The sequence below is a fragment of the Arcobacter vandammei genome (assembly GCF_016106035.1).
Lineage (GTDB): Bacteria > Campylobacterota > Campylobacteria > Campylobacterales > Arcobacteraceae > Aliarcobacter > Aliarcobacter vandammei.
In genome coordinates this window covers 167,360-182,355 of the sequence record NZ_JADKPZ010000001.1, presented here as the reverse complement: position 1 = coordinate 182,355, position 14,996 = coordinate 167,360, and the positions used below count along the sequence as shown (strand labels likewise).

The 14,996-nt window shown below is 28.7% G+C and carries 14 protein-coding genes; 12 read left to right on the top strand and 2 right to left on the bottom strand.

The genetic code is table 11. The annotated features are described in order from the left end of the window. Positions 1-102 precede the first annotated feature (102 nt). On the top strand, positions 103-666 hold the full coding sequence (locus IQC44_RS00995; protein WP_198304330.1) for a YceI family protein: 564 nt from the start codon (positions 103-105) through the stop codon (positions 664-666). Positions 667-705: 39 nt separating this feature from the next. On the opposite strand, the gene hutX is transcribed toward IQC44_RS00995, so the two are convergent. Both hutX and IQC44_RS00985 read right to left on the bottom strand, forming a co-directional pair. Next, positions 706-1,113: a heme utilization cystosolic carrier protein HutX gene (gene hutX / locus IQC44_RS00990; protein ID WP_198304329.1), complete on the bottom strand. Its 408-nt coding sequence runs from the start codon at positions 1,111-1,113 to the stop codon at positions 706-708. Between the two features lie 30 nt (positions 1,114-1,143). After that, a complete protein-coding gene (locus tag IQC44_RS00985; protein ID WP_198304328.1) occupies positions 1,144-2,913 on the bottom strand; it encodes an ABC transporter ATP-binding protein in 1,770 nt (589 codons plus the stop codon). A 234-nt stretch (positions 2,914-3,147) separates the two neighbouring features. Between IQC44_RS00985 and IQC44_RS00980 the strand changes: the two genes are divergently transcribed. The 11 genes from IQC44_RS00980 to typA all read left to right on the top strand — a co-directional run bounded on the left by IQC44_RS00980 (position 3,148) and on the right by typA (position 14,788). Continuing rightward, the gene (locus IQC44_RS00980; protein WP_198304327.1) at positions 3,148-4,092 is read left to right on the top strand and encodes a helix-turn-helix domain-containing protein; all 945 of its coding nucleotides are present in this window, start codon (positions 3,148-3,150) and stop codon (positions 4,090-4,092) included. Positions 4,093-4,181: 89 nt separating this feature from the next. Continuing rightward, a complete protein-coding gene (locus IQC44_RS00975; RefSeq protein WP_198304326.1) occupies positions 4,182-4,742 on the top strand; it encodes a HugZ family pyridoxamine 5'-phosphate oxidase in 561 nt (186 codons plus the stop codon). Further along, entirely contained in the window at positions 4,735-5,601 is an 867-nt protein-coding gene (locus IQC44_RS00970; protein ID WP_198304325.1) for a heme/hemin ABC transporter substrate-binding protein, read from the top strand. The genes IQC44_RS00975 and IQC44_RS00970 overlap by 8 nt, the downstream gene beginning before the upstream one ends. Positions 5,602-5,609: 8 nt before the next feature. Beyond that, positions 5,610-6,638, top strand: coding sequence for a FecCD family ABC transporter permease (locus IQC44_RS00965; protein WP_198304324.1), 1,029 nt, complete (start codon positions 5,610-5,612; stop codon positions 6,636-6,638). 9 nt (positions 6,639-6,647) lie between these two features. Then, positions 6,648-7,424, top strand: a complete 777-nt coding sequence (locus tag IQC44_RS00960; protein ID WP_198304323.1) for an ABC transporter ATP-binding protein — start codon at positions 6,648-6,650, stop codon at positions 7,422-7,424. 144 nt (positions 7,425-7,568) lie between these two features. Further along, positions 7,569-7,862: a TonB-dependent receptor plug domain-containing protein gene (locus tag IQC44_RS11630; RefSeq protein WP_198304322.1), complete on the top strand. Its 294-nt coding sequence runs from the start codon at positions 7,569-7,571 to the stop codon at positions 7,860-7,862. 11 nt (positions 7,863-7,873) lie between these two features. After that, positions 7,874-9,625, top strand: a complete 1,752-nt coding sequence (locus IQC44_RS00950; RefSeq protein WP_198304321.1) for a TonB-dependent receptor domain-containing protein — start codon at positions 7,874-7,876, stop codon at positions 9,623-9,625. 230 nt (positions 9,626-9,855) lie between these two features. Continuing rightward, positions 9,856-10,236 (top strand): TonB-dependent receptor plug domain-containing protein, encoded by a 381-nt coding sequence (locus IQC44_RS00945; protein ID WP_198304320.1) that lies wholly within the window; start codon positions 9,856-9,858, stop codon positions 10,234-10,236. 2 nt (positions 10,237-10,238) lie between these two features. Next, positions 10,239-11,756 carry a TonB-dependent receptor plug domain-containing protein gene (locus tag IQC44_RS00940; protein ID WP_198304361.1) on the top strand — a complete coding sequence of 506 codons (1,518 nt, stop codon included), beginning with the start codon at positions 10,239-10,241 and terminating at the stop codon, positions 11,754-11,756. Positions 11,757-11,835: 79 nt separating this feature from the next. Further along, entirely contained in the window at positions 11,836-12,750 is a 915-nt protein-coding gene (locus tag IQC44_RS00935; protein ID WP_198304319.1) for a ChaN family lipoprotein, read from the top strand. Between the two features lie 223 nt (positions 12,751-12,973). Next, positions 12,974-14,788 carry a translational GTPase TypA gene (typA, locus tag IQC44_RS00930; protein ID WP_198304318.1) on the top strand — a complete coding sequence of 605 codons (1,815 nt, stop codon included), beginning with the start codon at positions 12,974-12,976 and terminating at the stop codon, positions 14,786-14,788. Positions 14,789-14,996 lie beyond the last annotated feature (208 nt).

Sequence of the window (14,996 nt, the reverse complement as noted above, 5' to 3'; positions counted from 1 at the left end):
AATTAAACTAAATATCTATATTTATTTGAATAGAATTCGATTAATATTTTATTAATTATAAAAATATAGAATTAAACACTTAATACAAAAAAGGAGTTTATAATGAAACTATTATCAAAAATTGCAAGTGGAATACTTTTATCAGGAAGTTTATTAATGGCTAGTGAATATGGTGTTGATAAAGCACATTCAAATGTTGGTTTTACTGTAAAACATATGATGATTACAAATGTTCATGGTAATTTTAAAACTTATGATGCTGTAGTTGAGTTTGATGAAGCTACAAAAACTTTTAAAAAACTTGTTGCAAATGTTGATACAAAATCTATTGATACAGGAATCACAGATAGAGATAATCACCTAAGAAGTGATGATTTTTTTGCTAGTGAAAAGTTTCCAACAATGACTTTTGAGATGACTTCATACAAAGCAGACGGAGATGAAGGAAAAATGAGCGGTAACCTTACAATTAGAGGTATTACAAAAGCTGTTACACTAGAAGTTGATGATATTTCTGTTTTAGGAAATAAAGTAGGTTTTGCTTTAGAAGGAAAAATCAATAGAAGCGATTTTGGTTTAAAATGGAACAAAGCTATCGAGCTTGGTGGAGTTGCTGTTGCTGATGAGGTAAAAATCAAAGTAGATATTGAGGCTGCAAAAAAATAGTATTCTTTTTTTTGCTGGGGAGTTTAACCTCCCCTACTTTTAAAATCTTTCTCTTAAAGCTTCAAATTTCTCAACTTGCTCTTTTAATAAAACTCTATTTTCATCTCTTGTTACAAAAACTTTGAAAATATGTTCACCTTTTTCATCATTAAAAACTACACTATGAGATAACATTCCTCTATGAGTTTTTGAAGAAAAAACTATCTCTTTTATATCATCAACTTTTAAGTGTCCAGAAATTGAACTCTCTTTTGAATCAAAGTTATAGTAACCATGACCATAAGTTCCTAGTGGCATATGATCTTTTATCTCAATTACAAATGATGGTGTGATTTTTATCATTAAAATCTTTCCCCACTTACTAATATCTTCTAAAACCTCATCAAAGTGTGAAGAGCTAATAGCCTTTTCAAACTCTTGAGCCTCTAAATTTTCTCTGTTTTCCATAATATTCTCCTTTTTTTTAAATTAAATTTTTTATACCATCTGATTTTTTATAAAATCCAAATAATGCCCATCTTCTTTTTCAAGTTCAATATGGTTACCACTTTGAACAATTTCACCATCATTTAAGACATAAATCATATCTGCATTTTTTACTGTACTTAATCTATGAGCAATTGTAATTACTGTTTTTTCCTTCAATAAATTCTCTAAATCTTGGAATAGTTTTGTTTCTGTATGTACATCAAGAGCTGAAGTAGATTCATCAAATATTATAATACTTGCATTTGCTAAAATCATTCTAGCTATTGAAATTCTTTGTCTCTGACCTCCACTTAATCTTACTCCATTTTTTCCTACAAGTGTATCAAGACCATCTTCCATATTAGTAACAACATCAAAAAGTTGTGCTATTTTTAAAGCTTCAAAAATCTTTTCATCACTTATAGATTCATCTCCCATTGTAAGATTAAATCTTAAAGTGTTGTTGAAGAGCATAGGCATTTGTAAAACTAAGAAAATCTCATCTCTTAAAGCTTTTTTATCAATATCTTCAACCTTGATATTATTGTATGTAATTTCTCCACCATTTTTTGCATAAAAACCTGCAATTATTTGAGCAAGAGTAGTTTTTCCACTTCCACTTGCACCAATAAGTGCTATTTTTTCACCATATTTTATATCTAGGCTTATATTTTTTAGAGTCTCTTTATTTTCATTGTAAGAAAAACATAGATTTTTTAGGCTAATATCAACACCATTTCTGTCTTTGTCAAAACTTTCTTCACCATTTGGTTCAACTTTTAAAGCTAAAATTCTATTTATTCTTCCTAAAGCTGCTTTTGCTGTCATATATGAGTATTGCATAGATAAAATCTCTTGAACAGGTGTCATAATAAACCAAATATATGCAAACATCGCAAGCATCATTCCTATTGATAAATCACTGTAAGCCACCATAACAAGCCCAGCTGCTCTTAAAATCTCAAATGCTATTAAAAAAAGAGTAAATGAAAATCTCTCATAAGCTACACTTTTGTAGTTGTAGTTATTTGATGTTATTTGAATATTTTGTGCTTTTTCTATAGCAATATTTGAAAAAAACTTCTCTTTATTACTAGCTTTTATTTGACCAAATAAATCAAGAGTTTCTCCTATATTATCTTGAAAATCTGCTATTGCTTGATTCTCTTCTTTTTTTAGAACTCCAGTTTGTTGAGCAATTTTTTTTGATAAAAACATAATAAATGGTTGAGTGAAGATGATTAAAATTCCTAAAAGTGGATGAATAGTAATAACTACTACACAAACAGCAATCAAAGTTAAAATTGCAGTTACAAACTTACTAGCACCAGTTATTATAAAACTATCAAGAGTATTTACATCTGTTACTAAATTTGCACTAACTGCCCCACTTCCAAGGCTCTCGTACTCATTCATAGAAACCAATTGTAAATGAGAAATTAGCTTTTTTCTTATTTGAAAAGTTACATATTTCGAAATAGCTGTAAATATTTTTGTAACTACTATTGAAGCAACAAAATGAACAAATCTCAAAACAACAACAGCCAAAGTAACAATAAAAATATAGTAAAAAGCACTCCCACTTCCAAAAAACTTATCTATATTAAAAACAAAAAAATCTGGTTTATGTAAAAGCACTTCATCTACAAGTGCAGGAAGCATTAAAGGAATAGGTACACTTATAATTATTGCAAGTATTGTAATAAATTGCCCAATAATTAGTGATTTTTTCTTCTCTAAAAGTGTTTTCCATATATATTTAAAATCTATTTTTGTCATATTTTTTCTATTTCTTTCTAAAATTTTTAGAATTCTATTAAAAATTAGGTTTATAAAAAGTGAGAGAAGATAGATTTTTATAGTAAAAACTATTTTTTAAACTATATTTAAGCAAAAATCAAGAAAAATAGGAAAATTAACTATATAGTTCTACTTATTTATGCAATTTAAAATAAAACAAAGCAAAAATAAATTACAATCCATTTTGATAATCATTATTATTTAAGGATGAATATGACTAATTTAGCTAAATCAAGACTTTATGAGATGGGAAAAGTTTTGATAAATGAAGAGAAGAGTAAATCATTTATAAAACAAGTTGCAAGTATAAATAACCAATTTATAAATCTAAAGGTTATAAATGCGATGATTGAAGATAATATTTACTTAAATATTGTTGATAATGAAGTAAAACAATCTTATATAAAAAAATTAAAAAATAAAAATGAGCAGTTACAAATAAGAGTAGTGTTAAGTGGAAAACTTGAAAAACTTGACCAAAATACAAATGAAAAAGTTATTTATTGTGAAAATGAACTAAGTGTTGAGTACAAAAAAGATATACAAGAATCTTTACTTCACAAGCAGGGGCAACATACAAAATATATTTGTGTAACTTTGAATGAAAAATATTTCAATGAAAATAGTTATTTATATGAAATTTTTAAAGAGAGTTTTAGTAAAAAATTTTATGAACCAGATTTAAAAAGCCGATATGGTAAGCTTTTTACAAGAGATTATACAAGTGGAGTTGATAAAATTTATTTAAGAAATAAAACAATGGAATTAATACTTTATGTTCTTGATAAGGTTCAAAAGAAAACTGAAATTAAACTTGATAAACTAAATAATGAAGATATAAATAGAGTTAGAAAAGCAAAAATTTATATAGATGAAAATTTTGCAGATAATATTACTATTGAGCTACTTTCAAAAAAAGTTGCACTAAATCAAACAAAATTAAAAAAGGGCTTTAAAGAGATTTTTGATAGCACAATCCACGAATATTTAAAAGAGTTAAGGCTTACTAAAGCTTTGCAATATTTAAAGACAAATAAATATTCAGTAAAAGAAGTTGCTCAAATGAGTGGATATACAAATCAAGGCTCTTTCTCTTATGCTTTTTTTGGAAAATATAATACTCTTCCAAAAGATATTCAAAAAAAGTCGGATTTGTGAAAAAAGAGTTCCGATTTATATAAGACAATATTGATATTCATTCTTAATTTTATTATAATTCTTGCAAATTTTAAATTAAGGATATTAAAATGCAACAAGAAGCACCAAAAGTATATAAACAAGAGAAAGTTCAAGAAAAACTAGATGTTTTTTTAGATGATATTAAAACAGTAGTTTTAGCAACAGTTAGTTCAGATGGAGAGCCATTTGCAAGTCATTCACCATTTGTAAGAGATGAAGAAGGGAACTTCTATGTATTTATAAGCACTTCAGTTCAACACTCACACAATATGTACAATACAGGAAAAGCACATATTTTATTTATTGAAGATGAGAGCAAAACAAAACATATTTATGCAAGAAGAAGATTATATTTTAAGGCTAAAGCTGAAAAATTTGATGAAAATGATGCTAGAACTGAAGAGATTACACAACTTTTTGAAGCAAGATTTGGAAAAGAAGCAGCACTTTTAAGAGAGATGCCATCTTCAAGAATTTATAAACTAATCCCAAGAGATGGAAACTTTGTAATTGGATTTGGAGCAGCTTATAAACTAGATGAGACAAATAAAAAAATAAAAGAGTTAAACACTATGAATGGTGAAGCTCACGGTGGAACTCACGAATTAGGTCTAAAAAAAGATGCATAAGATATTAAAAATATCTCTTGCATTTGCATTTCTTGCAAACTTCTCTTATGCTTCAAGCCCATCAAACACTAAAGTATCTTCAAGTATTGTAAGTGTTGGTGGAAGTATCACTGAAACAGTTGTTGCACTAGGTCATGCTGATAAATTAATTGGAGTTGATTTATCAAGTGCATATCCACAAGAAGTTACTTCAAAACTACCAAATGTTGGTTATTGGCTAGATTTACCACAAGAAGGAATTTTATCTTTAAAGCCTGAAGTTGTAATCACAAGTAAACAAGCAGGTCCAAAAAAACTAATAGACTCACTTCCAAATTATGGAATAAAAACTTATGTTATAGAAGATGAAGCTTCAATTGAATCTGCAAAAAATAAGATTATGCAAGTAGCAGAAGTTTTAGATGAGAGTGAAAAAGCAAAAGAGATTGTAAATAGAATTGAAAACAATGTATCAAAAATGCAAGAGGAAATTGCATTGGAACTAAAAGATAAAACAAAACCAAAAGTTCTATTTCTTTTTTCAAGAGGAAAAGGTACAACTATGGCAGCTGGAAATGCTACAAAAGCTGGAGTTATGATAGATTTAGCTGGTGGAGAAAATGTGGTTACTACAAAACAGTTTTCACAAATTTCAGGTGAAGCTATTTTAGCAGCAAATCCAGATGTAATTATTACTTCAACACATGTAGGTGAATTAGAGCTTGATAAAAATATTCTAGCTTCTACAAATGCAGGTAAAAATAGTAAGATTTTTAATATGGATATGATTTTAATTTCTGGTTTTACAGTGCGAACTGATACAGCACTACAAGAGCTTTCTTGTATGTTTTTTGATAATAAACTATCACATTGTAAATAAGTTTTAAGATGTTTACAAATAAAAAAACAGTTATCTCTATATTAATGATATTAACTATTATTTCCGTTATTATAAATATCGCAATAGGAGCATTTAGTATCACTTTTGAAGAGATATTAAATACTCTTAAAAATCCTAGCGAAAATCTTATTTTTTATCAGGTTTTATCTGAAATTAGACTTCCTAGAATTTTTTTAGCAATTTTAGTGGGAATTGCTTTTGGGCTTAGTGGAGCTTTAATGCAAACTCTGTTTAAAAACCCACTTGCAGACCCGTCTATTATTGGAGTTTCAGCGGGGGCAAGTGCTGGAGTTGTACTTTTTATGCTATTAGGAAGTTTCCTTCCTTTTGCACTAACTACTGGAATATTATCTTACTTTTCACTTCCACTTAGTGCATTTTTGGGTGCTGTTATTACTATATTTTTAATCTATAAATTAGCAACAATTTACAATAAAGTAGCAGTTACAATAATGCTTCTAGCTGGAATTGCAATAAATGCAATGCTTGGAGCTTTGGTTGGGCTATTTACCTATGTAAGCACTGAAGAGGAGTTAAAAAGTTTCACTTTTTGGACTATGGGAAGTTTAGCTCATGGAGATATGAAAGTTATTTTAACTTTAATTCCTATTGTAATAGTTACTTTTATTTTTGCATATTCAAAAAGAGTTGAACTAAATTTAATGCTCTTAGGTGAAGATGAAGCAAAAAATTCAGGGGTAAATGCTGAAAGGCTAAAAAAACTTATAATTCTTTTTGTATCACTTGCTATTGGAATTAGTGTTGCTTTTTGTGGAATTATTGGATTTATTGGACTTGTAGTTCCTCATATAGCAAGAATGCTTGTAGGGTCAAATCATAAATACTATATTCCACTAAGTGCTATTTTAGGAGCATTTATTCTTTTATGGGCTGATAGTTTGGCTAGAACAATAGTAAGTCCAGCAGAGCTTCCAATTGGAATAATCACAGCTCTTTTAGGAGCTCCATTTTTCTTATATCTTTTAATAAGAAATAGACAAGCTACGATAAACTAAAGGGCTAAAATGTATAAGATAGAAGATTTAAGTTTTGAAATACAGAAAAAAGAGATACTAAAAAGTATAAATTTAAACCTAAAACCAAATAGTTTTTTATCAATTGTTGGACCAAATGGTTGTGGAAAATCGACTTTGCTAAAAACTATAAATAGAAATATTGATATTCAAAAAGGAAAAATAAGCCTTGAAGATAAAAATATTGAAGATTTTAGCGATAAAGAACTAGCACTAAAGCGGTCAGTTTTAAATCAAGCTTTTTCATTTCCTTATAGTTTTAAAGCTATTGAGATAGTTGAAATGGGGCTTTATGCCTATGATTTAAGCACAAAAGAGAAAAATGAGCTTTTGGACTATATTGTGCAAAAACTTCATTTAGAAGATTTAAAAGATAAAAACTATTTAGTTCTTTCAGGTGGAGAGAAGCAAAAAATACAGTTTGCAAGAGTTGTTGTGCAACTTTGTGCTAGTTGTGAAAAAGAGAAATATCTATTTTTAGATGAACCAACACTAAATTTAGATATTTTTTACCAGTTCAAAATCCTTGATTTGGCAAAAGAGCTTCAAAAAGATTTTAAAATAGGGATTTGTGCAATACTGCACGATATAAATCAAGCTTATTTATACTCTGATGAAGTTATTATGATGAAAAAAGGTGAGATTAAGCATTTTGGGCTTACAAAAGAGGTTTTGACTTATGAAAATATTTACGATATTTTTCAAGTTGAAAGCGAATTTGTTTACTCAAAAAAACTTCAAAAAGAGATAATAATCACTACTTCTTAAATATTAAATTGGATTTTATCCAATTTAATAAAAAGCTTACAATAAAATTCCACTTTGTGAAAAAAGAGTTCCAATTTATAAAAAAGAATATTGATATTTATTATTATTGTTATTATAATCCCAAAAAAATTTTAGGAGAAATTTATGTATAAACAAAGTTTATTTACTTGCATAGCACTGGCAATGCTTACTTCTGCTTCACAAGCAAACAGTGAAATATCAAAAGATTCTGAAACAAATAAATTAGATGAAATAGTTGTAACATCAAAATCTAATAAATCAATTGAAGACCAATCAGGGACAGTTACAGTTATAACAGCAGAAGATATAGAAAAAATGAATGCTACAAATCTAAAAGATATTTTAAGAAAACAAGCAGGAATTGTAACTGTTGAAAATGGAATGAATGGAAGACAAAATATCTCTGTGCGAGGTTAAGACCTACAGATGTGCTTTTTTTAGTTGATGGGCAAAGAACAAATAGAACAGATGATTATGTAGAAAGAATGAGTGATTTTCAGTATTCATCAGTTCCTGTTTCTATGATAGAAAGAATTGAGATAGAAAAAGGTGCAAAAAGTTCTATTTATGGTTCTGATGCTATGGGTGGAGTTATAAATATTATTACTAAAAAAGATCATGTAAAACCATTTTATGGAGAAATTGATGTTCAAGCTGGGGTTTCAAATGCAAAACATGGTGGAGATGAACAAAAATATAGTTTAAATGTAGGTGGAAATATCTCAGATAAACTATCAATTAATGTAAGTGCAGATAATCAACATAGAGATGCAACAGGTGGAAAAGGTATTAATGCTTTTGAAGTTCCTTTGGATAAAGCAACATATATAGAGGGAATAGAAAATACAAATGGGAGTGTAAAACTAAGATACAATATAGATGATACTCAATATATTTCAGGAACTTATGCAAAGGGTCAAGAAAAAAGAAAAGATTATGAGAAAAGCCAATTCACAAGAACAGATTTATATAAATTAGATAGAGAGATGTACAATTTATCTTATGAGAAAAATTATGAACACCTAACTCTTAACTTAGATTATGAACTTGCAAAAACAGATATTCAAACAAATATGTGTTTGTATCCATTTGGTGCTTTAACACCATATCAAGTTGCACAACAAGTAAATCCAAATGGAAATGCTTTTCAATGGAATATGGCAGCAATGGCAATGCCAAAAGATTGTTTACCATACTTTAGTAATCTTGCAGATTATAAATCAAAGATTAAAAATGAGATAGTAAAAGCTGAGGTAAAAACAGATATTTTAAAATACAACTATATAGTTTTAGGTGCAACAACAAATAAAGAGTCTTTTGAAAAATATGATTATAAAAAATCTCTTACAACTGATGATTATGATAGAAGAGCAAACTCTTACTACATTCAAGATGAAATAGAGTTAAAAGATTTTATCTTTACTTTAGGTGGAGTTCTTGATGACAATGAAAAATATGGTACGAAGTGGTCATCAAATGTAGGAGTTGTATATAAAATAGATGATAAACAAAGGCTAAAATTAAGCTATGGAGAAGGATTTAAAGCTCCTGATGTTAGGAAAAGTACATCAAGTTATATTTCTAGCCAAGGTACTGATACTTATGGAAATGATAATTTACAACCAGAAACTTCAAAAACTTATGAATTAGCTTATGAGTTTTACGGAGAAGATACTACATTTAAAACAGCAGTTTTTAGAAATGAAATAGATGATATGATTGCAAATATAAAGCATCCAACTATTAATAGAGCATATCAATACCAAAATATTGATGAAGCAATCATAAAAGGATTTGAGATAGAGGGAAGTTATGATTTTACTGAAAACCACTCTCTAAATGCAAACTATACATATCTAAAAACAGAAGATAAAACTACAAATAAAGAGATTACATTTAGACCAAAAAATACATTTAATGCAGGTCTTAGCTCAAGATTTGCTTATGATATATCTTCATATTTAAGTGCTAGTTATGTTGGAAAACAATATACAGATACTACTAATGACGAGCAAATAAAAGGATATACACTTGTAAATGCACAAATATCTAAAAAGCTTACAAAAGATTTAACAGCTAGAGTTGGAGTTGATAATATCTTTGATAAAAAACTTGATGATAATGGTGAATTTCATTTAAAAAGAAGATTTGTTTATGCAGGTCTAAACTACAAATTTTAATCGGAACTAAGGCTTTCTCAAAGAGAGTGCAAAAGCACAAGAGCCTTAGCCCGAGGCTATTAGATTAATTATCTCTAAATATAAGAATCTTTATCTACTTTATTTATATTACAAGTTTAAAAAAATAAAAACCCAAATTAAGAAAAATAAATTCCAAACTATATAAAATAACATTGATATTCATTATCATTTCTATTATAATCCCAATAAAATTTTCAAAGGACATTATAATGTATAAACAAAGTTTATTCGCAATATCTGCACTTGCATTAATATCTACAAATGTATTTGCAAATACAGATACAAAAAAACTAGATGAAGTTGTTGTAACAGCAAAATCAGATAAAAAAATAGAAGATTTATCAAGCTCTGTTACAGTAATAACAGCTGAAGATATAGCAAAATTAAATGCTACAAATATAAAAGATATTTTAGTAAAACAAGCTGGAATAATAACATCTGGAGCAACATCAATGACAGGTGGAAGAGAGAGTTTTTCAATAAGAGGATTAGACCATACTTATTCTTTAATTTTAGTAGATGGTAAAAAAATAAATCCAACAGAGGGATATATTGGTCATAGTGATTTCAATACTCTTGGGTTCCTGTGAATATGATTGAAAGAATTGAGATAATAAAAGGTCCAAAAAGTTCAATTTATGGTTCACAGGCTATTGGTGGGGTTATAAATATTATTACTAAAAAATATGCTAAAAAGATTTATGGTGAAATAGATGTTCAAGCTGGTTTTTCATCTGCAGAAAATGGTGGAGATGAACAAAAATATAGTGCAAATATAGGTGGAAATATATCTGATAAATTATATATGTTTTTAGCTGTAAATAAAAATAAAAGAGATGCAACAGGTGGAGATGGCTTTGGATATAATTCATCTTACCAGCAAGTAGCAATAAATGATGCTACATATATTGAGGGTGTTGATTCTACAGATGGGCTTTTAAAACTTAAATATAATTTTGATGATACACAAAGTATTTATGCATCATATTTAAAAGGTAAAGAAGAGAGAAAAGAGTTTGATAAAAGTGTGAGTTATAAGTTAGATAAAGATATTTATAGCTTTGGATACGAAAAAGCTTTTGATAGTGTAGCATTTAGTTTAGACTACTCAAGATCAAAAATAGATTCAAAAGTAGATAGTATGTTTGCAAAATATACTCATGGGCTAACAACAGATAATATAAAAGGAGAAGCGAAAATCTCTGCTTTAAAATATAATTATATTGTCGTAGGAACTGAGACTTTAAAAGATAGATATGAAAGAACTCTTCCTATAGGAACAAACCAGTATGATTTTGATAATCGTGCAAATTCTTACTATATTCAAGATGAGGTAGAACTAGGAGATTTTATTTTATCTTTTGGAGGAAGAATTGATGATAATCAGAAATATGGAAATGATTTCTCACCAAATGCTGGAGTAGTTTATAAAATAGATGAGCAACAAAGATTAAAATTAAACTATGGAGAAGGATTTAAGGCACCACTTTTAACTCAAGGGTCAAGTGGATTTTATTCTACAGGAATTTGGGGAAATGATGATTTAAAAGCTGAAACATCAAAATCTTATGAATTAGCTTATGAATTTTATGGACAAGATACAATATTTAAATCTTCAATATTTAAAACTGATTTGAAAAATATGATTAAATCGGAATCAGGACATGGTAATAATGGAAAACAATCAATGTATGTAAATGTTGATGAAGCTTCAACAAGAGGATTTGAACTGGGAGTTGAACATAATTTAACAGAAGAACATATCTTAAATGCAAACTATACTTATGTGAAAACAGAAGATAAGAAAACAGAAAAAGCTTTGACATATAAGCCAAAAAATACATTTAATATTGGTCTAAGTTCTGAACTTGGATGGGGTATCTCTTCTTACTTAAGTGCAAATTATATTGGGACACAATATACAGATGCTGCAAATAAAACTAAAGCAAAAGGCTACACACTATTTAATGCACAAATTTCTAAAGAAATTACAAAAGATTTAACAGCAAGAATTGGTGTAGATAATATAACTAACGAGAAATTTGATGATAATGAACCATATTATTTAGAACAAAGATTTGCTTATGTAGGACTAAACTATAAATTCTAATCGGAACTGACACTTCAGTGTCAGCCTTAAATTAAAATACAGCAGGGACTGAAGTCCCTGTTTCAAAAAAAGGTAAAAAATGATAAAAAAATCACTAGCTTTAATGGCTACAATATTTTTGTTTAGTGCATGTTCGAGCAAAACTGTTCCACTAACACACAATTTAGAAAATAAAGAGGGAATTTACTCTATAAAACAAGCAAAAAACATAGATATGCAAAAGCTTGTAGATGAAACAGAGCATTATCCAGTTATATTTGTAGGTGACCACCATGATACAGAAAAAACACATAAGTTTTTTGCAGAGTTTATAAATGAATTAGCAAAAAAGGGTTATAACTTAAATTTAGCAAATGAGTGGTTTACACCTTCTCAAGATGAGTTGTTAAAAGAGTACACAGACGGTAAATTTGATACAGCAACTTTTAAAGAAAAAGTTGATTGGGAGAAATTTTCAAAATACAAATGGGAATATGTATCTTCTTTGTATGAAGCTATAAAAAATGCTGGAGGAAGACTTTTTGGTATGAATATATCAAAAGAAGATAGAGCAAAAATCTCTTTAAAAGAGTTTGATAAAATGAGCCAAGAAGAGAAAAACTTTTATAATAATCTTGATTTAAATGTATCAGCTCATCAACAATTAATAGAGCCATTTTTTAAGCATTGTAAAACAATGTCAAAAACAGATGAACCTTGTGAACAAAGAATGTATAGAGTGCAAGTTACTTGGGATACTTATATGGGAGAAAATGTAGCAAAAATTGCGAAAGATGTGATAAAAACTCCAAAAGATAAACTTTTAGTTTTTGCAGGAGCTATGCATATTGAGCAAAATTTGGGAATTCCATTAAGATTTGCAAGATTGAGTAATCTTCCATTCATCTCTATTTCAAATCAAAAAATAGATAAAGAAAAAGATTTAAAAATAGATACAAACAAAGCAGATTTTGTTTATATCTATGAAGCAAAAGAAGAAGAGAAAAAGAAATAAAACTCTTTTCTCTTGTAAATTTATGTATGAGTTCCAAAATATTTGTTAGTTTTTTGCTGAAATTTCGATAATACTTTAGGATACAAATGCCTTTCCCGCTTTTTGTTTTGGAACTCATACTTAAATTTATAAAATAAAATCTATTTAACCATATTTTAAGCTATTATAAGAACTTAAGTTTTTTTTAGATACAATCCGCGAAAATTTTATAAAAAGAAGAATTATGAGAGACATTAGAAATATTGCAGTTATTGCACACGTTGACCATGGAAAAACAACAACAGTTGATGAACTTTTAAAACAAAGTGGTACATTTTCAGCTCACCAAAATGTAGATGAAAGAGTTATGGATAGCAATGCTATTGAAAAAGAGAGAGGAATTACAATTCTTTCTAAAAATACAGCTATTGATTATGAAGGTGTAAGAATTAACATCATCGACACTCCAGGACACGCCGATTTTGGTGGAGAAGTTGAGAGGGTTTTAAAAATGGTTGATAGCGTTTTACTTCTTGTTGATGCACAAGAGGGAGTTATGCCACAAACAAAATTCGTTGTTAAAAAAGCACTATCTTTAGGTCATAGACCAATAGTTGTTGTAAACAAAATTGATAAACCAGCAGCTGAACCTGATAGAGTTGTAGATGAGGTTTTTGACCTTTTTGCACAAATGGATGCAACAGAAGAGCAACTAGATTTTCCAGTTATTTATGCAGCTGCTAGAAGTGGATTTGCAAGATACAATCCAACTGATGATAATATGGATTTCAAACCACTTTATGAAACAATCTTAAAAGAAGTTCCAAAACCAAAAGGGACAGATGAAAATGGGCTTCAACTTCAAGTATTTACTCTTGATTATGATAACTTCATAGGAAAAATCGGAATTGCTAGAATTTTTAATGGAACTATTTCTCAAGGTGAAACAGTACTTTTATGCAAAGCAGATGGAGAAAAAATAAAAGGAAGAGTATCTAAACTTATTGGATTTAAAGGTCTTGATAGAGTTGATATAAAAACAGCAGGAGCTGGAGATATTGTTGCAGTTGCAGGATTTGAAACTATTGATGTTGGAGATAGCTTATGTGATCCAGCAAATCCAATGCCACTTGATCCTATGCATATTGAAGAACCAACACTTAGTGTAACATTCTCTGTAAATGACTCTCCACTAGCAGGAACTGAAGGAAAATATGTAACTTCAAACAAAATTGATGAGAGATTAAAAGCTGAGATGAACACAAATATTGCTATGGGATATGAGCAAATTGGTGAGGGTAAATTTAAAGTAAATGGAAGAGGTGAGCTTCAAATTACTATTTTGGCTGAAAATATGAGAAGAGAAGGTTTTGAGTTTTGTATTGGAAGACCAGAAGTTATTATTAGAGAAGAAAATGGTATTAAAATGGAGCCATTTGAACATCTTGTAATTGATACACCAGATGAGTTTAGTGGAGCAATTATCGAAAAACTTGGTAAGAGAAAAGCTGTTATGACAAATATGATTCCTATGGGAATTGGATTTACAAGACTAGAGTTTGAAATTCCTGCACGAGGACTTATAGGTATTAGAACAGAGTTCTTAACTGAAACTAGAGGAGAGGGTGTTATGAACCACTCATTCTTAGATTTCAGACCTTATTCTGGAACAGTTGAAAGCAGAAAATATGGAGCTTTAGTTTCTATGGAAAATGGAGAAGCTCTTGCATACTCAATCTTTAACTTACAAGATAGAGGGGTTATGTTTGTAAAACCTCAAGATAAAGTATATATTGGAATGGTTGTAGGACAACATGCAAAAGATAATGATTTAGATGTAAATCCTATAAAAGGGAAACAACAATCAAATGTAAGATCAAGTGGAGCTGATGAAGCTATTAGACTTATTCCACCAAAAATTATGTCTTTAGAAAATGCTTTAGAGTGGATAGAAGAAGATGAAGCTGTTGAAGTTACTCCAATTTCAATTAGAATTAGAAAAAGAGAACTTGACCCAACTGTAAGAAAAAGAACAGCAAAAAAAGAAAAGAATGCTTAATTCTTTTATTTTAAGCGAAACTTTTGAGATAGCAAAATGTTGAGAAATAAGGAAAAAAACTCATAAAAAGCTAATCTGTGATAACGAGATTTGGAACTTTAGTTCCAATATCGAGAAAAAGAACAGCGAAAAAAGAGAAAAATGCTTAATTTTTAAGTTTTGTTTTCAAAAGAAAAAAAAAGAGGGGGGGAAGAGGCTTTTGCTTCTT

Excerpts from the sequence above, each read along its gene's own strand:
- IQC44_RS00995 (WP_198304330.1), top strand. The coding sequence starts at position 103 with ATGAAACTATTATCAAAAATTGCAAGTGGAATACTTTTATCAGGAAGT.
- hutX (WP_198304329.1), bottom strand. The coding sequence starts at position 1,113 with ATGGAAAACAGAGAAAATTTAGAGGCTCAAGAGTTTGAAAAGGCTATT.
- IQC44_RS00985 (WP_198304328.1), bottom strand. The coding sequence starts at position 2,913 with ATGACAAAAATAGATTTTAAATATATATGGAAAACACTTTTAGAGAAG.
- IQC44_RS00980 (WP_198304327.1), top strand. The coding sequence starts at position 3,148 with ATGACTAATTTAGCTAAATCAAGACTTTATGAGATGGGAAAAGTTTTG.
- IQC44_RS00975 (WP_198304326.1), top strand. The coding sequence starts at position 4,182 with ATGCAACAAGAAGCACCAAAAGTATATAAACAAGAGAAAGTTCAAGAA.
- IQC44_RS00970 (WP_198304325.1), top strand. The coding sequence starts at position 4,735 with ATGCATAAGATATTAAAAATATCTCTTGCATTTGCATTTCTTGCAAAC.
- IQC44_RS00965 (WP_198304324.1), top strand. The coding sequence starts at position 5,610 with ATGTTTACAAATAAAAAAACAGTTATCTCTATATTAATGATATTAACT.
- IQC44_RS00960 (WP_198304323.1), top strand. The coding sequence starts at position 6,648 with ATGTATAAGATAGAAGATTTAAGTTTTGAAATACAGAAAAAAGAGATA.
- IQC44_RS11630 (WP_198304322.1), top strand. The coding sequence starts at position 7,569 with ATGTATAAACAAAGTTTATTTACTTGCATAGCACTGGCAATGCTTACT.
- IQC44_RS00945 (WP_198304320.1), top strand. The coding sequence starts at position 9,856 with ATGTATAAACAAAGTTTATTCGCAATATCTGCACTTGCATTAATATCT.
- IQC44_RS00940 (WP_198304361.1), top strand. The coding sequence starts at position 10,239 with ATGATTGAAAGAATTGAGATAATAAAAGGTCCAAAAAGTTCAATTTAT.
- IQC44_RS00935 (WP_198304319.1), top strand. The coding sequence starts at position 11,836 with ATGATAAAAAAATCACTAGCTTTAATGGCTACAATATTTTTGTTTAGT.
- typA (WP_198304318.1), top strand. The coding sequence starts at position 12,974 with ATGAGAGACATTAGAAATATTGCAGTTATTGCACACGTTGACCATGGA.